General features: G+C 66.9%; 29 protein-coding genes and 1 riboswitch. Of the genes, 14 read left to right on the plus strand and 15 right to left on the minus strand.

Translation table 11 applies throughout. From position 1 onward, the window contains the following. Positions 1 to 10: 10 nt before the first annotated feature. Positions 11 to 514 carry a TIGR01841 family phasin gene (gene phaP, locus QFZ83_RS00645; RefSeq protein WP_307501412.1) on the minus strand — a complete coding sequence of 168 codons (504 nt, stop codon included), beginning with the start codon at positions 512 to 514 and terminating at the stop codon, positions 11 to 13. Between the two features lie 168 nt (positions 515 to 682). Next, entirely contained in the window at positions 683 to 1,318 is a 636-nt protein-coding gene (locus QFZ83_RS00650; RefSeq protein WP_013543671.1) for a hypothetical protein, read from the minus strand. A 117-nt stretch (positions 1,319 to 1,435) separates the two neighbouring features. After that, positions 1,436 to 1,505, plus strand: a riboswitch (S-adenosyl-L-homocysteine riboswitch). 74 nt (positions 1,506 to 1,579) lie between these two features. On the opposite strand from QFZ83_RS00650, the gene ahcY reads away from it, so the two are divergent. The 4 genes from ahcY to QFZ83_RS00670 all read left to right on the plus strand — a co-directional run bounded on the left by ahcY (position 1,580) and on the right by QFZ83_RS00670 (position 5,409). Continuing rightward, positions 1,580 to 3,019 (plus strand): adenosylhomocysteinase, encoded by a 1,440-nt coding sequence (gene ahcY, locus QFZ83_RS00655; protein WP_307501414.1) that lies wholly within the window; start codon positions 1,580 to 1,582, stop codon positions 3,017 to 3,019. Between the two features lie 8 nt (positions 3,020 to 3,027). Beyond that, positions 3,028 to 3,864 (plus strand): TlyA family RNA methyltransferase, encoded by an 837-nt coding sequence (locus QFZ83_RS00660; protein WP_307501416.1) that lies wholly within the window; start codon positions 3,028 to 3,030, stop codon positions 3,862 to 3,864. Positions 3,865 to 3,874: 10 nt separating this feature from the next. Further along, on the plus strand, positions 3,875 to 4,699 hold the full coding sequence (metF, locus tag QFZ83_RS00665) for a methylenetetrahydrofolate reductase [NAD(P)H] (RefSeq protein ID WP_307501418.1): 825 nt from the start codon (positions 3,875 to 3,877) through the stop codon (positions 4,697 to 4,699). An 83-nt stretch (positions 4,700 to 4,782) separates the two neighbouring features. Continuing rightward, complete coding sequence (locus QFZ83_RS00670) at positions 4,783 to 5,409, plus strand: septal ring lytic transglycosylase RlpA family protein (protein ID WP_307512601.1); 627 nt, start codon at positions 4,783 to 4,785, stop codon at positions 5,407 to 5,409. A gap of 9 nt (positions 5,410 to 5,418) precedes the next feature. Here QFZ83_RS00670 and QFZ83_RS00675 read toward each other — a convergent pair whose 3' ends face one another. After that, positions 5,419 to 6,369, minus strand: a complete 951-nt coding sequence (locus QFZ83_RS00675) for a 23S rRNA (adenine(2030)-N(6))-methyltransferase RlmJ (protein WP_307501421.1) — start codon at positions 6,367 to 6,369, stop codon at positions 5,419 to 5,421. Between the two features lie 88 nt (positions 6,370 to 6,457). On the opposite strand from QFZ83_RS00675, the gene QFZ83_RS00680 reads away from it, so the two are divergent. The 5 genes from QFZ83_RS00680 (at position 6,458) to mdtD (ending at position 10,131) form a co-directional block, all read left to right on the plus strand. Then, entirely contained in the window at positions 6,458 to 6,997 is a 540-nt protein-coding gene (locus tag QFZ83_RS00680) for a hypothetical protein (protein WP_307501423.1), read from the plus strand. A gap of 219 nt (positions 6,998 to 7,216) precedes the next feature. Further along, the gene (rplM, locus tag QFZ83_RS00685; protein WP_013543664.1) at positions 7,217 to 7,648 is read left to right on the plus strand and encodes a 50S ribosomal protein L13; all 432 of its coding nucleotides are present in this window, start codon (positions 7,217 to 7,219) and stop codon (positions 7,646 to 7,648) included. 12 nt (positions 7,649 to 7,660) lie between these two features. Continuing rightward, on the plus strand, positions 7,661 to 8,053 hold the full coding sequence (rpsI, locus tag QFZ83_RS00690) for a 30S ribosomal protein S9 (RefSeq protein ID WP_007827948.1): 393 nt from the start codon (positions 7,661 to 7,663) through the stop codon (positions 8,051 to 8,053). Between the two features lie 185 nt (positions 8,054 to 8,238). Further along, entirely contained in the window at positions 8,239 to 8,604 is a 366-nt protein-coding gene (gene erpA, locus QFZ83_RS00695; RefSeq protein WP_013543663.1) for an iron-sulfur cluster insertion protein ErpA, read from the plus strand. 93 nt (positions 8,605 to 8,697) lie between these two features. After that, on the plus strand, positions 8,698 to 10,131 hold the full coding sequence (gene mdtD / locus QFZ83_RS00700) for a multidrug transporter subunit MdtD (RefSeq protein WP_307501425.1): 1,434 nt from the start codon (positions 8,698 to 8,700) through the stop codon (positions 10,129 to 10,131). 3 nt (positions 10,132 to 10,134) lie between these two features. Here mdtD and QFZ83_RS00705 read toward each other — a convergent pair whose 3' ends face one another. Both QFZ83_RS00705 and QFZ83_RS00710 read right to left on the minus strand, forming a co-directional pair. After that, complete coding sequence (locus QFZ83_RS00705) at positions 10,135 to 11,259, minus strand: anhydro-N-acetylmuramic acid kinase (RefSeq protein ID WP_307501427.1); 1,125 nt, start codon at positions 11,257 to 11,259, stop codon at positions 10,135 to 10,137. 39 nt (positions 11,260 to 11,298) lie between these two features. After that, positions 11,299 to 12,648: a M23 family metallopeptidase gene (locus QFZ83_RS00710; RefSeq protein ID WP_013543660.1), complete on the minus strand. Its 1,350-nt coding sequence runs from the start codon at positions 12,646 to 12,648 to the stop codon at positions 11,299 to 11,301. A 183-nt stretch (positions 12,649 to 12,831) separates the two neighbouring features. On the opposite strand from QFZ83_RS00710, the gene tyrS reads away from it, so the two are divergent. Beyond that, positions 12,832 to 14,040: a tyrosine--tRNA ligase gene (gene tyrS, locus QFZ83_RS00715; RefSeq protein ID WP_307501429.1), complete on the plus strand. Its 1,209-nt coding sequence runs from the start codon at positions 12,832 to 12,834 to the stop codon at positions 14,038 to 14,040. Between the two features lie 38 nt (positions 14,041 to 14,078). On the opposite strand, the gene QFZ83_RS00720 is transcribed toward tyrS, so the two are convergent. After that, on the minus strand, positions 14,079 to 14,702 hold the full coding sequence (locus tag QFZ83_RS00720) for an OmpA family protein (protein ID WP_307501431.1): 624 nt from the start codon (positions 14,700 to 14,702) through the stop codon (positions 14,079 to 14,081). After that, entirely contained in the window at positions 14,699 to 15,193 is a 495-nt protein-coding gene (locus QFZ83_RS00725) for a FecR family protein (protein WP_307501433.1), read from the minus strand. Before QFZ83_RS00725 ends, QFZ83_RS00720 begins: the two co-directional genes overlap by 4 nt. A 151-nt stretch (positions 15,194 to 15,344) precedes the next feature. Here QFZ83_RS00725 and QFZ83_RS00730 point away from each other — a divergent pair, with 151 nt between their 5' ends. Together QFZ83_RS00730 and dtd are read left to right on the plus strand one after the other, a co-directional pair. Continuing rightward, positions 15,345 to 16,265, plus strand: coding sequence for a cation diffusion facilitator family transporter (locus QFZ83_RS00730; RefSeq protein ID WP_307501435.1), 921 nt, complete (start codon positions 15,345 to 15,347; stop codon positions 16,263 to 16,265). Further along, on the plus strand, positions 16,262 to 16,705 hold the full coding sequence (gene dtd / locus QFZ83_RS00735) for a D-aminoacyl-tRNA deacylase (protein ID WP_013543655.1): 444 nt from the start codon (positions 16,262 to 16,264) through the stop codon (positions 16,703 to 16,705). The genes QFZ83_RS00730 and dtd overlap by 4 nt, the downstream gene beginning before the upstream one ends. A gap of 6 nt (positions 16,706 to 16,711) precedes the next feature. On the opposite strand, the gene ybeY is transcribed toward dtd, so the two are convergent. Continuing rightward, positions 16,712 to 17,170: an rRNA maturation RNase YbeY gene (ybeY, locus tag QFZ83_RS00740; protein ID WP_013543654.1), complete on the minus strand. Its 459-nt coding sequence runs from the start codon at positions 17,168 to 17,170 to the stop codon at positions 16,712 to 16,714. Between the two features lies 1 nt (position 17,171). Beyond that, the gene (locus tag QFZ83_RS00745) at positions 17,172 to 18,122 is read right to left on the minus strand and encodes a PhoH family protein (RefSeq protein ID WP_013543653.1); all 951 of its coding nucleotides are present in this window, start codon (positions 18,120 to 18,122) and stop codon (positions 17,172 to 17,174) included. Between the two features lie 20 nt (positions 18,123 to 18,142). Here QFZ83_RS00745 and ruvA point away from each other — a divergent pair, with 20 nt between their 5' ends. Further along, positions 18,143 to 18,715, plus strand: a complete 573-nt coding sequence (gene ruvA, locus QFZ83_RS00750; RefSeq protein ID WP_307501439.1) for a Holliday junction branch migration protein RuvA — start codon at positions 18,143 to 18,145, stop codon at positions 18,713 to 18,715. Next, the gene (locus QFZ83_RS00755; protein ID WP_307501441.1) at positions 18,712 to 19,605 is read left to right on the plus strand and encodes a hypothetical protein; all 894 of its coding nucleotides are present in this window, start codon (positions 18,712 to 18,714) and stop codon (positions 19,603 to 19,605) included. Before ruvA ends, QFZ83_RS00755 begins: the two co-directional genes overlap by 4 nt. Here the strand turns inward: QFZ83_RS00755 and QFZ83_RS00760 are convergent. From QFZ83_RS00760 to QFZ83_RS00785, 6 genes are read right to left on the minus strand one after another with little or no spacing between them, the layout of a single operon-like run. Then, positions 19,602 to 20,237, minus strand: coding sequence for a YdeI family protein (locus tag QFZ83_RS00760; protein ID WP_307501443.1), 636 nt, complete (start codon positions 20,235 to 20,237; stop codon positions 19,602 to 19,604). The two genes, QFZ83_RS00755 and QFZ83_RS00760, sit on opposite strands and share 4 nt — an antisense overlap. Beyond that, positions 20,234 to 21,190, minus strand: a complete 957-nt coding sequence (locus QFZ83_RS00765; RefSeq protein WP_013543649.1) for a phosphatidate cytidylyltransferase — start codon at positions 21,188 to 21,190, stop codon at positions 20,234 to 20,236. Before QFZ83_RS00765 ends, QFZ83_RS00760 begins: the two co-directional genes overlap by 4 nt. Further along, the gene (locus tag QFZ83_RS00770) at positions 21,187 to 21,912 is read right to left on the minus strand and encodes a 1-acyl-sn-glycerol-3-phosphate acyltransferase (protein WP_013543648.1); all 726 of its coding nucleotides are present in this window, start codon (positions 21,910 to 21,912) and stop codon (positions 21,187 to 21,189) included. Before QFZ83_RS00770 ends, QFZ83_RS00765 begins: the two co-directional genes overlap by 4 nt. After that, positions 21,909 to 22,349 (minus strand): hypothetical protein, encoded by a 441-nt coding sequence (locus QFZ83_RS00775; protein ID WP_013543647.1) that lies wholly within the window; start codon positions 22,347 to 22,349, stop codon positions 21,909 to 21,911. The genes QFZ83_RS00770 and QFZ83_RS00775 overlap by 4 nt, the downstream gene beginning before the upstream one ends. Continuing rightward, the gene (locus QFZ83_RS00780; RefSeq protein WP_307501445.1) at positions 22,342 to 23,700 is read right to left on the minus strand and encodes a phosphatase PAP2/dual specificity phosphatase family protein; all 1,359 of its coding nucleotides are present in this window, start codon (positions 23,698 to 23,700) and stop codon (positions 22,342 to 22,344) included. Before QFZ83_RS00780 ends, QFZ83_RS00775 begins: the two co-directional genes overlap by 8 nt. Next, positions 23,697 to 25,463, minus strand: a complete 1,767-nt coding sequence (locus tag QFZ83_RS00785; protein ID WP_307501447.1) for a bifunctional alpha/beta hydrolase/class I SAM-dependent methyltransferase — start codon at positions 25,461 to 25,463, stop codon at positions 23,697 to 23,699. The genes QFZ83_RS00780 and QFZ83_RS00785 overlap by 4 nt, the downstream gene beginning before the upstream one ends. Positions 25,464 to 25,484: the final 21 nt, after the last annotated feature.

A 25,484-nucleotide genomic window follows, 5' to 3' on the forward strand; every position in this document is an offset into this window, starting at 1 on the left:
TTTTATTTACTTATTTGCGCTGCAGCATCTTGGTCACTTCGTCCACGTTGGACTGGATGCGCTGGCGCACGACGTCGAAGGCATCGGCCTGCGACTTGGCCGCGAGGTTGGCCAGTTCCTTGATGTCGTCGATGGCGCGCTGGAACGACTGGCGGCCGAGCTCGTCGAGCTTGGCGAGGTTGGCCTTGGCGTCCTTGCCGGGCATTTCCTTGGCGGCGGTCTGCCATTCGGTGATGGCGCTCTTGATCATCTCGGTCTGCCGCTGCACCACGGTCTGCAGGCCCTGGTAGGACTTTTCGTTGGCCTGCATCAGCGCCTGCAAGTCCTTGCGGCCGCTCTCGAGCAGCTTGCCCGCGCCGCCGGTCAGGTTGAGTTCCTGCAGGCGGTCGGTCATGCCCTTGAGGTTCTTCAGCGGGTTGAGCATGTCGGCGGCGCTGGGAGCGGCCGCCTTGGTGCTGCTGGTGCTGCTGCTGGCAGTGGTCTTCTTGGCGGCGGCTTTCTTGGCAGTGGCCATGGTGCGGTATCTCCTGTGTCGGGTGAACGGGTGAATGGCGAGCAAACAAGGACCGGCCGGACGGCAAAAGTCCCTCGCCACGATACGCCGCACCGACGCGCCCGCGGTCCCCGCAGCGACAAATTTGCCTGCGGGATTTCCCTTGGGTGACTTGCCTTACATCGGCGCTTACATCGGCGGCGCGAAGCCGTCGCGCCCGGCCGTCACACGCAGCGCCGTGGGCGTGCCGTTCTTTTCCTGCGCATTGACCAGCACCTTGGCGCCGGGCACCAGCAGCGCCTCGGTGCCGGCGCGGAAGGTCACGACCGGCACATCGGGCGGCACAACGACCGTCTTCTCGCCGCCCTTGTAGGTCAGGCGCAGCTGCTGCCCGCCGCGCACCGATTTCGGCGCCGCGGCCAGGTCGGCGACGGTGGCGTTGGTCATCGTGCTCTCCGGCAGCAGGTCCCACGGCCGGTGGCCTTCGCCCGTGCCGCGCGCGGCCTCGGGGAACACCACGACTTCGAGCGCCTTCTGCGTGCCGTCGGCCTGCGGCATGGCGGCGGTGCCGATGAAGCTGCCCTTCTTGATGTCGGCGAGCTTGATGCGGTAGACCTCGGACAGCTGCATGTCGGCCGGCCGCGCGAGGCTGACCACTTCGCCGCCGCGGTCCTGCACGACGAGGGTCTTCGCGTCGACGCGGACGATGGTGCCGCGGATGCGGACTTGTTCGGAAGGGGCTTGTGCGGAGGCGGAGATCGGTGCGGCAGCAGCGGCAAGAAGAGCGGCCGAGGCCAGCAGGGTCGAGGAAATTCTGGAGAGCATGGGAAGGATCTTGGTGTTGGAGTGCGGATCAATGTACGCCTCGACAACGAAACGCGCTTCCCGCCATGCGGGATACCCCAGCGGTTGGCTCGGCCTGGCACCACGTCTACAATCCGCCGTTCCGAGGAGCGTTGCAGCGCCATCAAGGCGTGAGGCTCGGACCACATCGCAACCACGCTCACCCGCTGTTCTCGCGGTGAGTCCTTTTTCCGTCAGACCCCCGTACGCAGTGGCATCTTTCAAACCAGTTTTGGAGTTCTCATGAGCGCTGTTCTCAAGCCCACCCCCGTTTTGACCGCCGACCAGGCGATTGCCGACCTGTCCCTCGCCGCCTGGGGCCGCAAGGAAATCCGCATTGCGGAAACCGAGATGCCCGGCCTGATGGCCATCCGCGAAGAGTTCTCGAAGGCGCAGCCGCTCAAGGGCGCGCGCATCACGGGCTCGCTGCACATGACCATTCAAACGGCCGTGCTGATCGAGACGCTGCAGGCCCTGGGCGCTACCGTGCGCTGGGCCTCGTGCAACATCTTCTCGACGCAGGACCACGCCGCCGCAGCGATTGCCGCTTCGGGCACGCCGGTGTTCGCGATCAAGGGCGAGTCGCTGGAAGACTACTGGGGCTACACCCACAGCATCTTCGACTTCGGCCCCAAGGGTTCGGCGGGCGAAGGCCCCAACATGATCCTGGACGACGGCGGCGATGCCACGCTCCTGATGCACCTGGGCCAACGCGCCGAGAAGGACCTGGGCGTGCTGGCCAACCCGACCAGCGAAGAAGAACGCATCCTGTACGCAGCGATCAAGGCCAAGCTGGCGGTCGATTCGACCTGGTACACCCGCAAGTCCGCCGAGATCATCGGCGTGACCGAAGAGACGACCACCGGCGTGCACCGCCTGAACGAAATGAGCGCCAAGGGCACGCTGCTGTTCCGCGCCATCAACGTGAACGACTCAGTCACCAAGAGCAAGTTCGACAACCTGTACGGCTGCCGCGAATCGCTGGTGGACGGCATCAAGCGCGCGACCGACGTGATGATCGCCGGCAAGGTGGCCTGCGTGGCCGGCTACGGCGACGTGGGCAAGGGCTCGGCCCAGGCGCTGCGCGCACTGTCGGCGCAAGTGTGGGTCACCGAGATCGACCCGATCAACGCCCTGCAGGCTGCGATGGAAGGCTACAAGGTCGTGACGATGGAATACGCCGCCGACAAGGCCGACATCTTCGTGACGACTACCGGCAACAAGGACGTCATCACGCACGACACGATGGCCAAGATGAAGGACCAGGCGATCGTCTGCAACATCGGCCACTTCGACAACGAGATCGACGTCGCGTCGATCGAGAAGTACGAGTGGGAAGAAATCAAGCCGCAGGTCGACCACATCACCTTCCCGGACGGCAAGAAGATCATCCTGCTGGCCAAGGGCCGCCTGGTGAACCTGGGCTGCGGCACGGGCCACCCGAGCTTCGTGATGTCCTCGTCGTTCGCGAACCAGACCATCGCGCAGATCGAGCTCTTCACCAAGCCCGACGCCTACCAGGCCGGCAAGGTCTACGTGCTGCCCAAGCACCTGGACGAGAAGGTCGCGCGCCTGCACCTGAAGAAGGTCGGTGCCATGCTGACGGAACTGACCGACGCGCAAGCCGCCTACATCGGCGTGAGCAAGAACGGCCCGTACAAGCCCGACACGTACCGCTACTGATCCGCTGCATGCGCGCTGATCAATTGCTGGTGGAACGCGGCCTCGCCGCGTCGCGTTCGCAGGCCGTGCGGCTCATTGCCGGCGGCATGCGCTGGCGCGACGCGGGCACGAGCGACGCATGGCGCTCGGTCGTCAAGAACAAGGACGAAGTGCCTGCATCCGCCGAGCTCGAGCTCGACGATGCGGCCGAGGCGCGCTACGTCTCGCGCGGCGGGCTCAAGCTCGAAGGCGCGCTGAATGTGAGCGGTGTCGATCCCGCCGGCAAGCTGTGCCTCGATGTGGGCCAGTCGACCGGCGGCTTCACCGATTGCCTGCTGCAACGCGGTGCGACGAAGGTCGTGGGCGTCGATGTCGGCCATGGGCAACTGCATGCGAAGTTGCGCGAGGACGAGCGCGTGGTTGCCATCGAAGGCGTCAATGCGCGAGCGTTGTCGCCGGCCGATCTGCAAGTGGACGATGACGAGGACACCGAGGCGCAGGCTGCCGCAGAGGTCGACGAAGCAGCCGAGGCCCCGGCCGAGCCACGCTTCGACCTCATCGTCGGCGACCTGTCGTTCATCTCGCTCACGCTGGTGCTGCCGGCGGTGGTGCAGTTCCTGGCCGACGACGGCCAGCTCCTGATGCTGGTCAAGCCGCAGTTCGAACTGCAGCCCGGCCAGGTCGGCAAGGGCGGCATCGTGCGCGACGACGCGATGTACCCCGTCGTCGAGAAGCGTCTGCACGATGCTTGCGCGGCGCTCGACCTGAAGGTGCTGCGCTGGTTCGACAGCCCGATCGCCGGCGGCGATGGCAACCGCGAGTTTTTCATTCACGCCGAGCGCGCGTCCGGCGCGAACGGTTCCTAAGGAGACGCAGGTGCGCCTTCCGCTGAGTTTCGAATTCTTCCCGACCAAGACGCCCGAAGGCGCGGTCAAGCTGCGCGCGGTGCGCCAGCAGCTGTATGCGCGCAAGCCGCAGTTCTGCTCGGTCACTTATGGCGCGGGCGGCTCCACGCACCAGGGCACCTTCGGTGCGGTGCAGGAGATCCTGAACGAGGGCGTCGATGCCGCGAGCCATTTCTCGTGCATCGGCGCCACGCGCGCAACGGTGCGCGAGCAATTGACCGAACTGAAGGCCATGGGCGTCAAGCGCCTCGTGGCATTGCGCGGCGACCTGCCGAGCGGCTACGGCATCGGCGGCGAGTTCCACTATGCGAGCGATCTCGTGGCCTTCATCCGCGAGGAAACGGGCAGCGACTTTCACATCGAGGTGGCCTGCTACCCCGAAGTGCACCCGCAGGCACGCTCGCCCGAGGCCGACCTGCAGGCCTTTGCCGCCAAGGTGAAGGCGGGCGCCGACTCGGCCATCACGCAGTATTTCTTCAGCCCCGAGGCCTACTTCCGTTTCGTCGACGACGTGCGCAAGCTCGGCATCGACACGCCGATCGTGCCGGGCATCATGCCCATCACGAGCTCGACGCAGCTCATGCGTTTCTCGGACGCCTGCGGCGCTGAAATTCCTCGCTGGATCCGCCTGCGCCTGCAGGGCTTTGGCGACGACACGGCCTCGATCAAGGCCTTCGGCCTGGACGTGGTGACCGACCTCTGCGCGCGACTGCGTGACGGCGGCGCACCCGCGATCCACTTCTACACAATGAACCAGTCGACGGCGACGCTGGCCCTGCTGGAGCGCCTCGATTGAGAGGGCGCACCGCAGGTTCGCCGCTGCGCACGGGGTTTCGCCTCGTGCTTGTCGCGGTCACCTGCGTGCTGGCGGGCTGCGCCATGCCGCCGGCCACCGAAGGGGCCGCCGATCCGGGCGCGGCGGCGGGCTCGCGCCTGCGGCCGCTGTCCTCCGGGCTGGCGATTCCGCCAGGGGTCTCGGCGCGATCGAACGTGCCTTCGGTGCGCTATGACCTCGCGGTCTCAGGCACCGGCGAGCTGACGCCCGACGACGGCGTGCCCGGCGACAGCGGCCCGCGCGAGATCTTCGAACGTGGCGGGGCGTCCTGGTACGGCATCCAGTTCCACCAGCGCAAGACGGCGAGCGGCGAACGCTTCGACATGTCGGCCCTGACGGCCGCCCACAAGACCCTGCCGTTCAACACGCGCGTCTGCGTGCGCAGCCTCGTCAACGGCAGCGAGGTGCTGGTGCGCATCAACGATCGCGGCCCCTATGCGCAGGGCCGCGTGATCGACCTGAGCCGGGCCGCGGCCGAGCGCATTGGCCTCATCGGACTCGGAATCAAGCAGGTGGCGCTGTCGGTCGTCGGCTCCGCGGGCATGCGCTGCGGCGGTGTCGATGTGGAGCCGGGCGATGCCGCCGCTCCGGTGGCGCCCGGGGCCGATCGCGCCAAGGCCACGGTGCCGGCGCGCCGCAAGGCGGTTGTGCCGCAGCGCCGTCGCCGCTGAAAGGGCGGGTCAGCCGCCGCTGTCGAGCGAAAAGGTCGCGTTCCGGTCCTGCGCCAGCTTCTCGGCCAGTTGCGGCAACGCCGCCGCGAGCAGCGGCTTCAGGGTGTAGGGCGGGTTGATCAGGAACATGCCGCTGGCCGGCAGCCCGGGCCGCTTGGTCTCGCCGGTCGGCGTGGCCGTCAACTTGCTCGACTTGACCGTCAACGTGGCATGCAGCCACGGCTTGCCGGCCTTGGTCGCCATGGTCTTGAGCCGGCGCGGCAGGTCGTGCGCCTCGGGCCGCGGAATGATCGGATACCAGACGGCGTAGGTGCCCGTGGCAAAGCGCTTGAGCGCCTCGGCTGCGAAGTCGAGCACGCGGGCGTAATCGCTCTTGATTTCGTAGCTCGGGTCCATGAGCACCAGCGCGCGGCGGGACGGCGGCGGCAGGAACTTGGTGGCGCTGCTGAAGCCGTCTTCGGTCAACACGGCGATCTGCCGGCCGGCTTCGAGCTGCGCGATGTTGGCGCCGAGCGTGCGCGAATCGGTCGGGTGCAGCTCGAACAGCTTGAGCTTGTCGTGATCGCGCAGCAGGTGCTGCACGATGAACGGCGAGCCGGGGTAGACGCGGGCGCCGCCCTTGGGGTTGAAGTCGTGGATGACGCTGAGGTAGCGAGCGATCGCGTCGGCCAGAGGCGCCTCGGCTTCCGGCGCCACTTTCTTGGCCGCGGACTTCGCGGCGGGTGCGGCTGCGGCAGGCTCTTTGGGCGGGGCGAGCAGGCGCAGGATGCCGTCGGCCGCTTCGCCGCTGGTGTCGGCGTAGTCGCCATCGAGCCGGTACAGGCCCGCGCCGGCGTGGGTGTCGACGACCGTGAGGGCGGCTTCTTTTTCAAGCAGGTGGTCGAGCGTGGCAATCAGCACCGTGTGCTTGAGCACGTCGGCGTGGTTGCCGGCATGGAAGGCGTGGCGGTAACTGAACATGAGGGATTCCGGGATAGGTGGCAGATGCGCAACAGCCTCTTCAATGAAGCCGCGGTAACATCAAATTACAAAACTAGAGGGAAACAGGATGAGTCCGTCGAACTGGAGATTTTGGGGCCTCGCGGCCACGATGGGAATTTTGTCGGTCCTGGGCGGCTGCGCCGCGGTCAGCCAGGGGCTCGATCAGCCGATGCGCGTCGACGTCCTGTCGCAGACCGGAGAGGTCATTCCCGATGCGAGATGCAGGGCCGTCAACGACAAGGCCAAGGTGAGGATGAGGTCCGGCCGGGTCATCGGTGTGCGCCGCTCGCGGGCCGACCTGATGATCCAGTGCACCGTCGACGGGCAGGGCGTGGCTACCGGCCAAGCCATCTCGCGTCCCAACATCGGTTTCCTGGGCAATTTCGTCGTGGCCGGTGGCGTGATCGGCGCGGCGGTGGACGACAGCGCCGGTACGGCCTATACCTACCCGACCTGGATCCAGATGGTCATCGGCGAAGAGCGCCTCTACGACCGCAGCGGGCACCGGGATGAAAGTCTGGACACCGGCACGCTGGTGCGCAAGCTCGATGTCCCGGCGACAAAGGCCGCGGTGTTGACGGGGCCGGTGACGGCGCCGGTGCGCTGAACGGCTCGGCCGGCCCTCTGCCGAGGCTCGGAATTGGCCAGATCGGCCAATTCTTCATATAATCGCGGGCTTCGCAGCGTTTTTGTGGCCCCGCGGCGAAGGCACGCAACCCGTCCGTCATTGGGCGGGAAGCGCGTGAAACCCACCTAAGAGATTCCCATCAGAGGAACGCCGACCGTGGAAAAGGGCTCGCCAAACCCTCTTTCAAGAGAAAAACTCATGACCAAAACGTTCAGCGCCAAGCCCGCTGACGTGACGCACGAGTGGTTTGTGATTGACGCGACCGACAAGGTCCTCGGACGAGTAGCCAGCGAAGTTGCTCTCCGTTTGCGCGGCAAACACAAGGCCATTTACACGCCTCACGTCGATACCGGTGACTTCATCGTCATCATCAACGCCGCGCAACTGCGCGTCACCGGCGCCAAGTCGATCGACAAGGTGTACTACCGTCACTCGGGCTACCCGGGCGGCATCAGTGCCACCAACTTCCGCGACATGCAATCCAAGTTCCCGGGCCGCGCCCTGGAAAAGGCCGTCAAGGGCATGCTGCCCAAGGGTCCGCTTGGCTACGCGATGATCAAGAAACTCAAGGTGTACGGTGGTGCAGAGCACCCGCATACCGCCCAACAGCCCAAAGTGCTGGAACTGTAAGGAGCCTTGAGAATGATTGGTGAATGGAACAATGGCACCGGCCGTCGCAAATCCAGCGTCGCCCGCGTGTTTCTGAAAAAAGGCACCGGCAAGATCACGGTCAACGGCAAGGACATCCAAGAGTTCTTCGGCCGCGAAACCTCGATCATGATTGCCAAGCAGCCCCTGGCGCTGACCAACAACCTCGAAGCTTTCGACGTGATGGTCAACGTGAATGGCGGCGGCGAATCGGGTCAAGCCGGCGCCACGCGCCACGGCATCACCCGTGCCCTGATCGATTACGACGCAACGCTCAAGCCCGTCCTGAGCCAAGCCGGCTTCGTGACGCGCGATGCGCGTGAAGTCGAACGTAAGAAGGTCGGTCTGCACTCCGCCCGTCGTCGCAAGCAGTTCAGCAAGCGCTGATCCTGTTCGTTGCGAACCAAAGCCGCCTTCGGGCGGCTTTTTCGTTGCCGGTACTTGGCGAACGCGGCATCCGACCCCACTTGCGTTGGGGTGCACGCCACAGTCCGTCTGCCGGAAATGCGGCATTGCAGTAGCATTCGTTCCCTTGGCCGCATGTCCGGCCACCTCCCAAGGAGTTACCTCTCATGAGCGCCGTAGCCGAAAACATCCAGACCCAGATGCCCGAGCCGATCGTCTTTACCGACAGCGCGGCAGCCAAGGTGGCCGACCTGATCGCCGAAGAGGGCAATCCCGAGCTGAAGCTGCGCGTGTTCGTGCAGGGCGGCGGTTGCTCCGGCTTCCAGTACGGTTTCACCTTCGATGAAATCACCAACGAAGACGACACCACCATGACCAAGAATGGCGTGTCGCTGCTGATCGATGCCATGAGCTACCAGTACCTGGTCGGCGCCGAGATCGACTACAAGGAAGACCTCCAGGGCGCCCAGTTCGTGATCAAGAACCCGAACGCCACCAGCACCTGCGGCTGCGGATCGAGCTTCTCGGCCTGATGCCGGGATGCCGCTGACAAGGCTCCCCCAAGAAAGCCGCCTCCGGGCGGCTTTTTGCTGCCCGTCGTTTTCCGCTTTCCTTTTCCTCCGTCCATGACGTCCGAAGCCGCCACCGCCGTCGATCCTGCTCGCAAGAGCCTGCTGTGGCTCGTGGCCGTCGGCTTCTTCATGCAGACGCTGGACGCCACCATCATCAACACCGCGTTGCCGGCCATGGCTGCGAGCCTCAACGTGAGCCCGCTGCGCATGCAATCGGTGGTGGTGGCCTATGCGCTCACGATGGCGATGCTGATCCCCGCCTCGGGCTGGATCGCCGACCGCTTCGGCACAAAGCGCATCTTCTTCGCTGCCATCGTGCTGTTCGCCGCCGGCTCCGTGCTCTGCGCGCTGTCTCAGGGGCTAGGGCAGCTCGTGGCCGCGCGCGTGGTGCAGGGCCTGGGTGGCGCGTTGCTGCTGCCCGTGGGGCGCTTGGCGCTGCTGCGCACGGTGCCGCGCGGTGAATTCCTGCAGGCGATGAGTTTCGTCGCGATCCCGGGGCTCATAGGCCCCTTGCTGGGCCCCACGCTGGGCGGTTGGCTGGTGCAGTACGCCTCCTGGCACTGGATCTTCCTGATCAACGTGCCGGTGGGGCTGGCGGGCTGCATCGCCACGCTCAAATACATGCCCGACCTGCGCGGTGCCATCCAGAAGCGGTTCGACAGCGTGGGCTACGCGATGCTGGCCTTTGGCATGGTGGCGATCTCGCTCGCGCTCGACGGCGTGTCCGAACTCGGCCTGCGCCAGGGCGGCGTGATGGTCGTGCTGATCTTCGGCTTTGCAAGCGTGGTGGCCTACTGGCTGCATGCCGCGCGCACGCCCGAACCCCTGTTCGCGCCCTCGTTGTTCGGCGTGCCGACGCTCAGCATCGGGTTGATCGGCAACCTGTTCTCGCGCCTGGGCAGCAGCTGCATGCCCTTTCTCGTGCCGCTGCTGCTGCAGGTGTCGATGGGTTATTCGCCTGTACGGGCCGGCTTGATGATGTTGCCGATCGCACTCGCAGGCATGGCCATGAAGCGCTTCGCCACGCCCTTGATCACCCGGCACGGCTACCGCAAGGTGCTGGTCGTCAACACGGTGCTGGTGGGCTGCACGATGGCCAGCTTCGGGCTGACGGCGCCCGGCCAGCCCATCGCGTTGCATGTGCTGCAGCTGCTGGCCTTCGGCGCGGTCAACTCTCTGCAGTTCACCGCAATGAACACCATCACCCTCAAGGACCTGGACGGCAGCATGGCCAGCAGTGGCAACAGCCTGCTGTCGATGGTGCAGATGCTGGCGATGAGCCTGGGCGTGGCGGCGGCTGGTGCCGTGCTGGCGGGCTACAACGGGATCTTCGGCGCCGAGACGGCCGCCCACACGCTCGATGCCTTCCAGGCCACTTTTGCGAGCATGGGGTTGATCACGGTGGCATCTGCGTTGATCTTCTGGCATTTGCCCGCAGAAGTGCGTGCGGCCCAGCCTGCGCAGCCGGAGGTTTCCGGCCAGGGTTGAGGCTCAGGCCGGGTAGATCGCGCCCAGCACCCGCGCGCCGCGCGCCCCGGTCACGCTGGCCAGATTGCCTGCTTCGCGCCGCACCGTGCAGCGCGCGAGCCAGGCAAAAGCCGCGGCTTCAACCTGCTGCGGCGGCAAGCCCTGATCGGTCGATGCCACCACCTTCACACGGGGAAGCAGCGCGCGCAGGCGCTCCAGGAGATGGTCGTTCAGCGCGCCGCCGCCACACACGATCAGCAGCTTGCTGTCTTTTCCGTAGCTGAGAAGGTCGGCAGCGCAGGTGCTCGCCGTCAGTTCGGTCAGCGTGGCCTGCACGTCGGCCGGCGCCATGGCCGTGGTGCCGAGTTGCGAGGCCAGCCAGGTCGGATTGAACAGGTCGCGCCCCGTGCTCTTCGGCGGCGCCTTGGTGAAATACGGATCGGCCCGCAATTGCGCGAGCAACTGGGGCAGCACCTGCCCGCTCGCCGCCCATTGGCCGCCTCGATCGAAGGGCTGGCCTTGGTAGGTCTGGCACCAGTGGTCCATCAGCGCATTGCCGGGGCCGCAGTCGAAGCCCAGCACGATGGCACCGTCGGGCGCATTGGTGGCCGGGAGCAGGCTCAGGTTGGAAATGCCGCCGATATTCAGCACCGCGACGGTCTCGTCGGCGCGCGCGAACAGGGCGCGGTGAAACGCCGGCACCAGCGGCGCGCCCTGGCCGCCCGCCGCAAGGTCGCGGCTGCGAAAGTCGCCGACCACGTCGATCCCCGTCAGTTCGGCCAGCAGCGACGGGTTGTTGATCTGCAGGGTGTAGCCGACGTCGTCGAATTCGAGTGGCCGGTGGCGCACCGTCTGTCCGTGTGCCCCGATGGCGGCGATGGCGCCGGCGTTGATGCCGCTGTCCGCCAGCAACTGCTGCACCACGCCGGCATAGGCCCGGGCAAGTCCGTTGCCGGCCAGCGCTGCACGGTGCAGTTCGTTGTCGCCGGGTGTGTTGAGCGCCAGGAGCTCCGCGCGCAGGGCCACGGGAAACTCCGCGGTCGCGTAGGCCTTCACCGCGATTCGGCCGTCGGAAAGGTCGGCAAGCACGCCATCGACGCCGTCGAGCGAGGTGCCCGACATCAGGCCGATGAAAAGTTCGGCGGCCATCTCAGGATCGGTGTCTGGAGAAGACCGCCGCGATCGTGATCAGTCGGCGCTGGCCTGGATGACGGAGAAGGCGGCTGCCAGTTCGGTGCGGGCGCCGACGGCGATCCGTTCGAACGCCGGGCGCAGGGCCGCGGTGATCGGGGCGCCGCCTTCTTGCGCGATGGTGGCGGGGTCTTGATAGACGCCGCCCACGCGGAATTCGAAGTGCAGGTGCGGACCGGTCGCCCAGCCCGTCGAGCCCACGGCGCCGATCGCCTGGCCCTGGCTCACGCTCTGGCCGGCCTTGACGTCGATGCGGCTCAGGTGCGCATACGCCGTCTGCTGGTTGTTGCGGTGGGTGATGATGACGATGTTGCCGTAGCCGCTCTGCGTGCCGGCGAAATCGACCGTGCCGTCGCCGACCGTGCGCACCGCGGTGCCGGTGGGCGCTGCGTAGTCGATGCCGTTGTGCTGGCGCCAGCTGTTCAGGATCGGGTGCATGCGCATCGCGAAGCCGCTGGACACGCGCGAGAACTCGACCGGTGTCGCCAGGTAGGCCTTGCGCAGGCTGTCGCCGTTCGGGCGGTAGTAGCTGCCCTTCTGGTTTGCGCCCGGGGGCTGGAACCAGACGGCTTGGTGGATCCTGCCGTTGTTCTCGAACTCGGCCGAGAGCACGCGGCCGCTGCGCAGCGCCTGGCCGTCGGCTTCGAAGGTTTCGTAGACCACGGCGAAACGATCGCCCTTGCGCAGAGCGCGCACGTCGACGTCGCCTGCAAAGATGTCGGCCAGCTGGCTCGCCACCGCGTCGGGAATGCGCGCGTCGTCGGTGGCGGCGAACAGCGAGGTGCGGATGGTGCCGCTCGCCAGGCGTGTGCCCGGCGTCAGCGTGTCGCGCTCGGTGAGGGCGACGAAGCCGACCGGCGTGCGCTCGATCACGAAGCGCTTGAAGCCGCCGTCGCCATCGGGAATCCAGCGGGCGCTGAGCTTCTTGAGCTGGTTTTCCTGGGTGGCTTCGGCCGTGACCGTGCGACCGACGCGCGCGAACAGCGCCCCGCGGGCTTCGCCGCTGCTGCGCACGAAGGCGGTGGCGGCGGGGTCCGAAATGCCCAGGCGCCGGAGCAGGGCCTCGGCCGTATCGCTGGCGCGGGTGGTGTCGGTGCGGAACAGCGTGAAGCTGAAGCCCTCGAGCGATGCGCTCTGGTCCACGAACGACTGCGGCGCGGCAGTGGCTTCGAGGATCTGGTGGACCGGAAGGTCGGAAGCGTCCGGACCCAGCGAGGCCACCGCGAGGGTGCCGGCGCTCAACATCGCCGCGGCGATGATCGCGGTGATCTGCTTGGGGTAGGTACGGAACGTATAGGCCACGCGAGAAGCGAGAAGCTCCTCGGCGGCAAGAATGCCGTTGATCAAACTATGAATTCCAGCTCAGGTTCTGCAAATCCGTGCTGCAAGGCCCAGTGCGTTCAGGGCGGCAGGAGACGGTGCGGAAAAAGCGCCGCTTAGAATTCGGCGCTTGAAAAGTCGGGCTGAGTATAGCTTCGGCATCCCAAAAGTCAGCCAAAAAAGCCCGTAAAGGCCGAATCTGTTACATCCATGAGCCTCTCAAATAGTGTAGGACGCGCGCTCGAAATATCCCTCCGTGGGGCTGACGAGCTGCTGCCGCAGGACGAGTGGGTGCGCAAGCTGCAGCGCTCCGAAGCCACCGGAACCCCCCTGCGCATCAAGCTCGGGCTCGATCCGACCGCCCCCGACATCCACATCGGCCACACCGTGGTGCTCAACAAGATGCGCCAGCTCCAGGACCTGGGGCACCGGGTGATCTTCCTGATCGGCGACTTCACCAGCACGATCGGCGACCCCTCCGGCCGCAACAACACCCGCCCGCCGCTCACCCGGGAGCAGATCGAGGCCAACGCCCAGACTTACTACAAGCAGGCCAGCCTGGTGCTGGACCCCGAGAAGACCGAGATTCGCTACAACTCCGAATGGAGCGACCCGCTGGGCGCCCGCGGGATGATCCAGCTGGCGGCCAAGTACACGGTCGCCCGGATGATGGAGCGGGACGACTTCAACAAGCGCTTCAAGGCCGGCCAGTCGATCTCGGTGCACGAATTCCTCTACCCGCTGATGCAGGGCTACGACTCGGTGGCGCTCAAGAGCGACCTCGAGCTGGGCGGCACGGACCAGAAGTTCAACCTGCTCGTCGGCCGCCATCTCCAGCAGGAATACGGGCAAGAGCCGCAGTGCATCCTCACTATGCCGCTGCTCGAAGGGCTCGATGGCGTCGAGAAGATGTCCAAGAGCAAGAACAACTACATCGGCATCAGCGAAGACGCCAACACCATGTTCGCCAAGGTGCTGTCGATTTCCGATGACCTGATGTGGCGCTGGTACACGCTCCTGAGCTTCCAGTCGCTGGAGCAGATCGAGGCGCTGAAGGCCGAGATCGCAGGCGGCCGCAATCCGAAGGACGCGAAGGTCGCGCTGGCCAAGGAAATCACCGCGCGCTTCCACAGCGCGGCGGCGGCCGAAACGGCGGAGCAGGATTTCATCAACCGCAGCAAGGGTGGCGTGCCGGATGAGATTCCCGAGGTGTCGCTAAGTGGCGCGCCACTGGGCATCGGCCAACTGCTCAAGCAAGCCAACCTGGCGTCTTCAGCCGGGGATGGCAACCGGCTGATCGATGGCGGCGGCGTGCGCGTCGACTCGGTCGTGATCAGCGACAAGGGGCTGAAGCTGCCTGCGGGCAGTTATGTGGTGCAGGTCGGCAAACGCAAGTTCGCCCGCGTGACCCTGAGCTGACCCCAAAGAAAAAGGCCCCGCGGGGCCATTTCTCTTGATTACCGGACTTCGATCGTGACCCGCCGGTTGCGCGGCTCGTCCACCTCGTCGGCGGTCGGCACGGCCAGATCGCGCTCGCCCCGGCCCACGGCCTCGACGCGGTTGGCCGGGAACTGCCGCTCGACGAAGAGCTGAACCACTTCCTGCGCCCGGCGGCGCGACAACTGGTCGTTCGATTCGCCGGTGCCTTTGGTGTCGGTGTGGCCCGTCACCACGATGTCGCCGCCGCTGCGTGCCAGGGCCGCGGCCAGCGCCTCGGTCATGATCTGCTGCGAAGCCGGCGTCAGCGTGGTGCCGCCGACTTCGAAGAACACGGTGTAGCGCTGCGGCGGGGGCGGACGCATGTCGAAAAGCGGCTTGTTTTCCGCCTGGACCTTGGCCGCATCGGCTTGGTCGACCACCGGCGCGCCGCTGGCGCCCACCGCGGCCGTTGCACGCTGGTAGGGCCTGGAAAGGACTTCTTCCCCGTCCTTGGCGCGCACCACGACGGCGGAGGGCTTGCCGTCGGCCTGCGGCAGCAGCACCACGCGCGTGCCCGGCGTCGAGCAGGCGGCGAGCAATGCGGTGACCAGTGCGGTGGAGAGAAGAAGGAGCGGGCGGGGCGACATGCTCGTCGGCATCATGGCTTTCCGTCGGTTTGAACGATGAAATCGGTGCCGCGAATGCCGATGGTCGCGGTCTGCGTCTCGACCCGAACCGCGTCGGGATTGGTCTTGCCGATGAGGCCCGTGATCATGCGCATCGAGCCGCGCAGCAGCGACACCAGCAGCCCGCCGTCGCGGGTGGTGGCGTCGAAGTGGAATTCCTTCAGGTCCAGCCGCGAGGAGGGACCGACCACCAGCGTCGTGTCGTCCCGCAGGACCACGGCGGCCGAAGAGTCGGGGCCGGTCACGATGCGATCGACGGACCCCAGCGCGTCGCCGGCGGCGGCGGTGCGGGTGGTGCCGGCGGCACTGAGCAACTGCACATTGCCGCGCACCGACTTCACGAAACCCGCCTGGAGGTCGGCAACCGCGGCGGCCGGCGTGGCCGGCGGCGGTGTTGTTTGGGCCTGGGCCATCACGGTGGCGCCCAGCAGGGCGAGGCCGCCCAGAATGTTCAAAAAGTTTTTCATCGTCCCGACTCTCTGCGAAGAATGTTTCGCAATAGTCAAAATATTAAGCCGAAGGCGTTACATATAGACACTACGTCGATAATTCAGCGACATCTTGCGGCCTTTTGCCGTTTTTTGCGTCGTCTTTTGTCGATTCAGCTCCCGCTTGCCCATGACGCTCACTCCCAAAACACTGCTCCGCGTTTCTGTGGCCGTTGCCCTGGCCACCATCGTGCTCAAGGGGCTGGCGGGCTACATGACGAATTCGATGGGCCTGATCTCCGATGCGATGGAGTCGTTCGTCAATCTTGCCAGCGCCATGTTCGCCTTGGCAATGGTGACCATCGCCGAGCGGCCGGCCGACGACGACCATCCCTACGGCCACCACAAAGCCGAATACTTTTCCTCCGGCTTCGAAGGCATCCTGATCGTCGGCGCCGCGGTGGCGATTCTCTGGGTGTCGGTGCAGCGGCTGCTGTCGCCCCAGCCGCTCGAGCAACTGGGTTGGGGCCTGGCGCTGTCGGTGGTCAGCTCGGGCCTCAATGCGGCGCTGGCCGTGATGCTGTTCCGCGCAGCGCGCACGCACCGCTCCATTGCGCTGGAGGCCGACGGCCGCCACCTGATGACCGACGTGTGGACCTCCGCCGCCGTGGTCATAGGCATCGTCGCCGTGCACTTCACCGGCTGGCTATGGCTCGATCCGCTGCTGGCCATCGGCGTGGCGCTGAACATCGTGCGCGAGGGCGTCAAGCTGGTGTGGCGCTCCTCGCAGGGCCTGATGGACGAAGCGCTCGACGCCGAAACCCTCGCCACCGTGCGCGCCACGCTCGACGCCTTCGCCGCGCGCCAGCCCGACGGGGGCCGGCTGCGCTTCGACGACATGGTGACCCGCGGCGCCGGCCAGCGCCGCTTTGCCGACCTGCACATGCACGTGCCCGGCGACTGGACCCTGCAGCGCGCGGCCAGCCTCCGCGACGAACTCGAGCAGGCCCTGATGGACGCCGTGCCCGGCCTGCGCGTCACCATCCAATTGCTGCCGCTCACGATGGAAGCGCGCGCCACCCAGATCGTGGAAGGACACGGACACCCATGAAAGCCATCCTTCAGCGCGTCGCTAACGCCCGCGTCGACATTGCCGGCCAGACCGTCGGCGCCATCGATGCCGGCCTCTTGATCCTCTTGTGCGCGGAACGCGGCGACGTCGATGCGCTCGCCGACCGCATGCTCGCCAAGATCCTCAAGCTGCGCATCTTCTCGGACGACGCCGGCAAGATGAACCGCAGCGTGCAGGACATCGGCGGCGGGCTGCTGGTGGTGAGCCAGTTCACGCTGGCGGCCGACGTGAGCGGCGGCAACCGACCCAGCTTCACGCTCGCGGCGCCGCCCGACGAGGGCCGGCGGCTCTACGAGTACTTCGTGGCGCAGGCGCGCGCGGCGCATCCGGTGGTGGCGACCGGCGAGTTCGGCGCCGACATGCAGGTGCACCTCGTCAACGACGGGCCGGTCACGATCCCGCTGCAGATGTCGGCGTAGCAGCAGCTACTTGCCGTACGGATCGCGGATGCCCAGCTCCGCGAGGATCTGGATTTCGTACGCCTCCATCTCGTCGGCGTCGGCTTCGCTGGTCTCGTGGTCCCAGCCCTGCGCGTGCAGCGTGCCGTGCACCAGCAGGTGCGCGTAGTGCGCGGCCAGCGTCTTGCGCTGCTCCTTCGCTTCGCGCGCGACCACCGGCGCGCACAGCACCAGGTCGGCCATGGCGACCGGGCTCTGCGCATAGTCGAAGGTCAGCACGTTGGTCGCGTAGTCCTTGCCGCGGAATTCGCGGTTCAGGCGCTGGCCTTCGTCGGCATCGACGATGCGCACCGTGATTTCGCCGTCGATGTCCAGCGCATGGCGGATGCAGCGCGCAACGCGGTGGCGCGGCAGCGCGATGCGGTGCCGCTCGACGCCCTTGAAACGACCGAACTGCAGCGAAAGAGAAAGTGCCGGCAGCGCCATCTCAATTCGCGCCGCTGCGCTTGCGCTGCCCGTCATAGGCATCGACGATCTTCGCCACCAGCGGGTGCCGCACCACGTCGGCACTCGTGAAGTGCGTGATCGCGATGCCGCTCACGCGCCGGAGCACGCGCTCGGCGTCGATCAGGCCGCTCAGTTGCTGCTTGGGCAGGTCGATCTGGCTCACGTCGCCGGTCACCACCGCCTTCGCGCCGAAGCCGATGCGCGTGAGGAACATCTTCATCTGCTCGACCGTGGTGTTCTGCGCTTCGTCCAGGATCACGAACGCGTTGTTCAGCGTGCGCCCGCGCATGAAGGCCAGCGGCGCGATTTCGAGCGCATTGCGTTCGAAGGCCTTCTGCACCTTCTCGTAACCCATGAGGTCGTAGAGCGCGTCATACAGCGGACGCAGATACGGGTCGACCTTCTGCGTCAGGTCGCCCGGCAGAAAGCCGAGCCGCTCACCGGCTTCCACGGCCGGCCGCGTGAGCACGATGCGCTGCACCGCCGCGCGCTCCAGCGCATCGACCGCGCAGGCCACCGCGAGGTAGGTCTTGCCGGTGCCGGCCGGACCGATGCCGAAGGTGATGTCGTGCTTGGCGATGTTGTCCAGGTACAGCGCCTGCGTCGGCGTGCGCGCGCGCAGGTCGGCGCGGCGGGTGACGAGCATGGCCGCGTCCTCGTCGCTCATCGAGCCGTCGCCCGCCAGCGTGAGCTGCACCACGGCCGGATCGATCGGGCGCTGGGCGATTTCGTACAGCGCCTGCAGCACGTCCATCGCGCGCTGCGCCGAGGCCTTGGGGCCGTCGACCTTGAACTGCTCGTGGCGGTGCGCGATCTTCACGCCCAGTGCTTCCTCGATGCGGCGCAGGTGCGCGTCGAGGGGGCCGCACAGGTGTCCGAGGCGCGAGTTGTTCGGTGGGGTAAAGGTGTGTCGCAGAATCACGCCGGACATTTCAAGGAAAAAGGGCACCCATGATAGGCAAACTCACCGGCATCCTGGCCGAGCGCAACCCACCGCAAGTGGTGGTGGACTGCAACGGCGTCGGCTACGAGGTCGATGTGCCGATGAGCACGTTCTACAACCTGCCCGGCACCGGAGAGCGCGTTTCGCTGCTCACGCACTTCGTGGTGCGCGAGGACGCGCAGATTCTCTACGGTTTCGGTACCGCCGAGGAGCGCGCGGCTTTCCGCCAGCTCATCAAGATCACCGGCGTGGGGCCGCGCACCGCGCTCGGGCTGCTCTCGGGCATGAGCGTGGGCGAGCTGTCGCAGGCGATCACCACGCAGGAGCTCGGCCGGCTCGTGAAGATTCCCGGCATCGGCAAGAAGACCGCCGAGCGGCTGCTGCTGGAGCTCAAGGGCAAGCTGGGCGCCGACATCGGCCTGCCCACGCATGCGGCCTCCGACGCGCAGGCCGACATCCTGCAGGCGCTGATCGCGCTGGGCTACAGCGACAAGGAAGCCGCGCTCGCGCTCAAGGCACTGCCCAAGGAGGCGACGGTGAGCGAAGGCATCAAGCTGGCGCTGAAGGCCCTGGCCAAGTGAGCCTGCGCGGCGCGTGGTCGCGCGTCGAGGCGCTGCGCCACGAGTCGGTCGAGAGCGACTCGCTGCTCATGCGCGCGGCCCTGATCGGCTGCGTGCCGATTCTTCTGGCCTACGGATGCGCGGGCATCGTCTACGGCAACCTGCCGATGATGACGCCGGCCGGCTTCATCGACATGCCGGGCGCCTGTGCGTGGCTCGCCGCCGCGATGGCGTTCGCGCTGGCGATCTTTGCGATCGACTGGCTGGTCCGCGGCGAACTGACGCCGCCGCAGACGCAACCGCAGGTCATCGTGGTCACCAAGCGCTGGAGCCGTGGCAGCTACACGCGGACCGTCATGCCGCCGCATGTGTTTCCCGAGCCTCGTTCGTCTCTGCTGCGCATCGGCTGCCTGGGCGTTGCGGCCGTGGCCTGTGCGTCTGCGCTGGTGGGCCGCGCCACGCTGGCGCTGGGGTGGCAGGCCTTCGCGCGGCCGGGTGGCCTCGCGCCGCAGGCGGAGTGGCCGCTCTATCCGCTGCAATGGATCTGGCCCTGGCTGCTGCCGCTGGCCCGGCGGCCCGTCGTGCTCGGATTGATCGGGGCGGGCGCCGTGCTGCTGGCAGCCGCCTACTTCATGAACTGGCGCAAGGTACGCGGTGCGTGGTTTCCGTTCCTGACCGTGCTGCCGATGCTGCTGACGCTGAACTACCTGGGCGATGCGGGCTTCGATTTCGCGGCCGCGCGAGGTCTGGGCGGCTTGGTCGAGCCGGAGCTGGTGAGTGCGCTGGCAGCGGATGCGGGCCGCTACAACGCCTTCAATTTCCTGAGCCTTTGGGGCGGCTTGGGCTTCGGCACCGTGGGCCTGATCATCGGCTTCTGGTTCGGCCGCTCACGGGTGATGGACGAAGACTAGGGGTGGATCTTCTCGCCCTTCGCGAGCATCGCCACGAACTGCGCGATGCGCCGCGCGCGCGTCTCGGCCTTCTTTGCACCCTGCGTGCGGAACAGCACCGCATAGCGGTTGCGCGAATCCAGCGTAGCGAAGAACTTCGCGGCCTTCTTGTTCGCATCGAGCGCGGCCTGCAGGTCGGGCGGCACGGTCGCCACGCTCGCGGCGTCGTAGGCGGCCTCCCAGCGGCCATCGGCCTTCGCGCGTTCGACCTCGGCCAGCCCGGCCGGCTGCATGCGCTCTTCATCGATCAGCTTCAGCGCCTTGTCGCGGTTGATCTTCGACCAGGTGCTGCGTGCGGTGCGCGGCGTGAAGCGCTGCAAAAAATACTGTTCGCCGTCGCTCTTGTCGCTCTTGCGCTGCCCGTCGATCCAGCCGAAGCACAGTGCGATCTCGAGCGCCTCGGGGTGGTCGACAGAGGCGATGCCGCTGGCTTTCTTCGCGATGCGCAGCCACACGCCGGCATGCGTGCCGTGGTGGCGCTTGTACCAGCGCGTGAGCGCCGCAGCGTTCGCGAATTCGACAGGCGCGTCATCGACGATGCGCTCCGCTTTCGCTGCCGGTTTTGCAGCCTTTTTGGCAGCCGCCGTGCTCACGGCACCCACCAATAGCGCAGCGCGTGAAAGTAGATCGGTGCAGCGAAGATCACCGAGTCCAGCCGGTCGAGCATGCCGCCGTGGCCTTCGATCATCGAGCCCCAGTCCTTCACGCCGCGGTCGCGCTTGATGGCCGACATGACCAGCCCGCCGAAGAAGCCCATCAGGCAGATCGTGAGCGCCATCAGCGCGGCTTGCCACGGGTTGAACGGCGTGGCCCAGTAGAGCGCGGCGCCCAGCGCGGTGGCGCTCGCCACGCCGCCGATCAGGCCTTCCCAGGTCTTGGAAGGCGACAGTTCCGGCGCCACCTTGCGCTTGCCGAGCAGCTTGCCCCACACGTACTGCAGCACGTCGCTGCCCTGCACCACGATCACCAGGAACGCGATCAGCAGCAGGTTGCGGCCCTCGAAGCCCGGAATCTGCAGCGTGAGCAGTGCGGGCACGTGGCTGATGCAGAACACGCACACCATCAGGCCCCACTGGATTTTCGAGGTGCGCTCCAGAAAGCGCTGCGTGTCGCCCCCCATCGTCGCCAGAATGGGCAGGAGCAGGAAGGCGTAGACCGGGATGTAGATCGAATAGAGCCCGTACCAGTCGATCCAGATCAGGAAGTACTGCCCCGGCAATGCGACGAAGAAGGCCAGCGCGATGGCCCCGTGGTCGCCGCGCCGCGTATAGGCCAGGCTGATGAACTCGCGCAGCGCATAGAACGAGATCAGGTAGAACAGCACGATCACGCCGCCCTTGCCGAGCGCGAAGGCCACGCCGATCACCGCCACCATCACCCACCACGCATTGACGCGCGAGTTGAGGTTGTCGATCACCGAATGCGGTTGGCCGTGCGCCACGCGCCACTTGAGCAGCGCGCCGATGGCCGAGGCCAGCACCAACACACCGAAGACGCCGCCGAAGAGCTTGAGCGTGGTCCATGCGAAGGGAGACAGTTCGATCATGATGCGGCGCCCTCGGCCTTGTCGTTGCGGTCGTATTCGGGGCGCAGGTCCAGCATGGCGGTGCGTGCGCGGGCGATGAAGGTGTTCTTGTCTTCGCCTTCTTCCAGCTTGATCGGCGTGCCGAAGCGCACCGTGCAGGCCAGCGGAATCGGCACCAGCGTGCCCTTGGGCAGCACGCGCTTGAGGTTCTCGATCCACACCGGCACCAGCCGCACGTTGGGGCAGGCACGGGCCAGGTGGAAGAGACCGCTTTTCAGCGGCAGCAGGATCTCGTCGCCGGTGTTGCGCGTGCCTTCGGGGAACATGATGAGCGAGTCGCCGCCTTCCAGCGCGTCCTTCATCTGGTCGACCGGGTTGCCGCCCTGGCCCGAGCCGTCGCGCCGGATCATGAGCGCGTTGAACACGTCCTTGCCGATGAAGTTGCGCAGCTTCGAGGCTTCCCAGTAGTCCTGCCCCGCAACCGGCCGCGTGAGCGCGCGCAGGTCGGGCGGAAGGGTCGCCCACAGCAGCACGAAGTCGCCGTGGCTCGTGTGGTTGGCGAAGTACAGCGTCTGCTCGGCCTTGGGGCTGGTGCCCGACCAGATCGCGCGCACCCCGGTCAGCAGCCCGGCCGCGCCGATGATCAGCTTGCCCGCGACGATGGCCAGCCCGCGCCGCAGCGCCGTGCTTTCGGGCGCCTGGGCGGGCGCGCTGTCGTTCTTGTTGTTGTCTTCTTCGTTCAAGAGATGTCCTGTGTCATCAAGGCAAGGAGAAACATGGCGCTCTGGCAGGCGACCACGATGGCATGGCGCTGCATGAGCTGGCGGGTGCCCTGTACGCGGTCGTCGAGCGGCCGTGTGGAAGGCGACGACGGCGCATTGCGAAGGCCCAGGCGGTCCAGCGCGCGGTCCAGGGCGTCGAGCGAGGCGATGGTGCCGCGCGCCAGGTCGCCGAACAGCGTCTGGTCCAGCCGCAGCCGGAACGCGAAGTAGCGCTCGAGCACGCCGAGGATCACGACTGCGCCGAAGCCCATGGCGGGCGTGGTCGGGAGCGAGCGCAGCGTGAGCGCGAGCACCAGCGCCGCGATGCATGTCAGCGCGAAGCCCCAGATCGCCAGCACCATGAAGGCGCGCAGCAGTCCGGCGAGTGCGGCGCAGGTGGCGCGGTCGTTGTCAGTCATGGGGCGGCGCCTTCGGTATGACTTCCAGGGTTTTCAGCGGCGCGAGCGACACACGCCATGCGGGCCGCAGCACGATCTGCGGCCGCGCGCGGCGCACCGCGTCTTCGGCCTGCGCTATTCCGCCGGTCGAGCCGTAGCGGCCGAGCCAAGCGATCACCGCCGCGGCGCTGCGCGAAAAGCCGAGCGCGCAGCAGACCCAGACCGGCGCGCCCTCCGCATTGCGGCGCTGGCCTTCGATGACCGCGGCCGCGCGCTGCAGGCGAACCGTCGGCGGCACCGTCAGGTCGAGCAGTGGCACGCAGCGCGCGTGCGGCACATCGGCGGGCATCTGCAGCTCGGCGCAGAGACTCACGAGCCGTGGCTTGCCGGCGGCGAGCCATTCGGCGTGCGTCGGTCGCCGGCCGAGCCGCAGGCCGGGCACGACCTCGACCGATGCCGGCAGCTTCCGCGTCCACAGCCACGCGTTGATCGCGGCGCAGAGCCGGTAGGGCGCGAAGATCCAGCGCGCCGCCCAGCCCATGCGTCCGTGCCCATTCATCTGGAAGCCGCGCGCGCCGAAGCCGATGTAGTTGAGCGCCACGAAGGCCAGCGATGCGGCTGGCCATGCGAGCCACAGCCACACACCGCCGCCGCCGTACAAGGCCGTGGCGAGGAACAGCACCGCGCCCACCGCATAGAACCCGGCGAGCTTCCACCGCTGTGCATCGCGCGCGACCTGCCAAGCGCGCCGCATCGACACCACGCGCTCCAAAGGCCACAACCACACGCACACCAGCCCGAGCAGCGCGCCGGTCGGAATGTCGATGAAGTGGTGCTGCCAGGTCGTGAGCACCGAGGCGCAGATCGCGAACGCCCACACATGCAGCACCAGCCGTGCCCACAGCGGGCGGATGAATTGCCGGTACCAGTCCCAGAGGATCACGGCGAGTGCGATGTGCAGCGACGGCGCCTGGTTGAACGGCTGGTCGAAGCCGCGCAGCGCGTTGAACAAGAAGGCCGGCGCGCCATCGACCGGCGGCTGCCCGAAGCTGAAGTGCAGCGGCCAGACGATGAAGCAGGTGCAGGCGATCAAGGTCGCGGTAACGAGCCGCAGCGCATGCCGGTCGAGCGTGTGTTTGCTGCGCGCGAGGAACAGCGACAGCGCATAGAACACGTTGATCGTCCAGTACGGAAAGATCGTCCACGGCCAGAACGGCACTTGCCGTTCCCAGTCGAACGCCATCGACGGGACGTTCGCGCGCGTGGTGGCCCACCAGTTGGCGAAGCCGTAGGTCGCGTAGAACAGCGGCCCGAGGAACACCAGCCATGCGGCCGCGCGCTTCCAGGGGCGCTGTTCGAACCAGGCTTTCATCGCCCGGTGCGCACCGCCAGCGATACCGTGAAGATCCCCCACTCATCGACCCGCTGGTCGATCTTGCGGAAGCCCGCTTCCTCCACCAGTTGGTCCATCTCGACCTGCGTGCGGCGGCGCATCACCCAGGCTTCGCCCTGGCGATGGCTGGTGAGCGCGCGCGCGATCATCTCGAGCTGCGGGTGCCACGGCTGCCCGGTGTAGACGAGGTAGCCGCGGTCTTCCACCGCATCGCCCACGCCCGCGAGCGAGCGCTGCACCATCTCGTTGTCGGGAAAGAGTTCATACAGGCCCGACACCACTGCCAGCGTGGGCCGCGGCGTCACCGTGGCGAGGCTGATGCGGTCGAAGGCATCGGCCTGCACGAACTGCGCGGTGTCCTGCAGCCCCTTCTCGGCGATGAGGGCGCGGCCATCGCGCACGTTGATGTCACTGTAGTCGCGCAGCAGGATCGAGGCGGCCTTCACGGGGCTCGCGAGCACCGCGTCGAGTACGTAACGGCCGTGGCCGGCGGCGATGTCCATCACCCGCACCTCGCGGTGCATTTCGGCCAGGCGTTCCATCGCGATGCGGATCAGTTCCTCGACGTGGATCTTGCGCTGCCGGATGCCGCGCCAGCCGATCGAGTTGAGGTAGGTGTTGTCGATGTTCCGGCCGAGCGGGCCCTTGCCTTCGGGGTGGTTGCGGTAGACGTAGTCGAGCGTGCTGCCCGAGTCGAAGCCGGTCTTGTGGCCGAGCGCGATGCCGCTGGAGAGCTTGCCGCCGATGCGCAGGCCCGCGCGCGTCATGGCCCAGTAGGCGCCGCGCGGCGATAGCGGCGAGAGCGGCTCGGCCAGTGCGCGAGATTCGTCGGCCGTATCGCCGCTCAGATGCGCCGCGGTGCGGTCGACCGGCACGGCCGGCGCGTCGAAGCGCTGCAGGATGAATTCGCGGATCTGCGCGACGGCCGGTGCCCGGTCTTTTTCGCCCAGCGTGTCGTGGAAGAAGCCCGGCAGTTCGGTCTTGGTCTTCACGGCGCTGCCCAGCCGCTCAAAGAACTGGTGCTGCGGCTTGTGGTGCACCACCCAGTCGGCGCCGGAGATCAGCAACTGAACGGGCAGCGTGATCGCATTCGCATCGGCCACCACGCGGTCGGCCGCTTCATAAAGGCCCAGCAGGATGTTGACCGCGATCGGCCGCGAGATCAGCGGATCGCTTTCGTAGCTTGCGATGCGCTCCGGGTCATGCGTGAGGAACTTGGCCTTCACGTAGCTGTTGACGAAGAAGAGACCACGCAGCTTGTGCATCAGCCCGAGCCCGGCGCGCGCGAAGGGCACGTAGAGCTTCACCTTGAAGGCGGGCGAGGCCAGCGTGAGGCCGCGCACCTTGGGCGCGTAGTCGTGCGCCCAGGTGGCGATCAGCACCGCGCCGACGCTCTGCGCGACGACGTGGATGTCTTGTTCGGGCACGCCGTGCGCCGTGCCGATGTGATGCACGAAGGTCTGCACGTCGCGCACCGAGGTGCCGAAGCTCGGGCTGTAGCCGCGCTGGCCCGGCGAGCGGCCGTGGCCGCGCGCGTCCCAGGCGTAGAAGTCGAATTCGGGCAGATCGAGTTCGTCGACCAGGTGCGCCATGCGCGCGCCGTGCTCATGGCCGCGGTGGAACAGCACGATGGCGCCGCGGCGCACGGCGCCCGTGGCCGGCCAGCGGCGGTAGAAAAGCGATTCGCCGTCGTGCGTCTGGAAATGAAGCTCTTGGGCTGTGCGTGAAGTGATGTCGGTCATTGAATCCCTGTCGATATCTGT

The sequence above is a fragment of the Variovorax sp. W1I1 genome, assembly GCF_030815625.1.
Taxonomy (GTDB): domain Bacteria; phylum Pseudomonadota; class Gammaproteobacteria; order Burkholderiales; family Burkholderiaceae_C; genus Variovorax; species Variovorax paradoxus_C.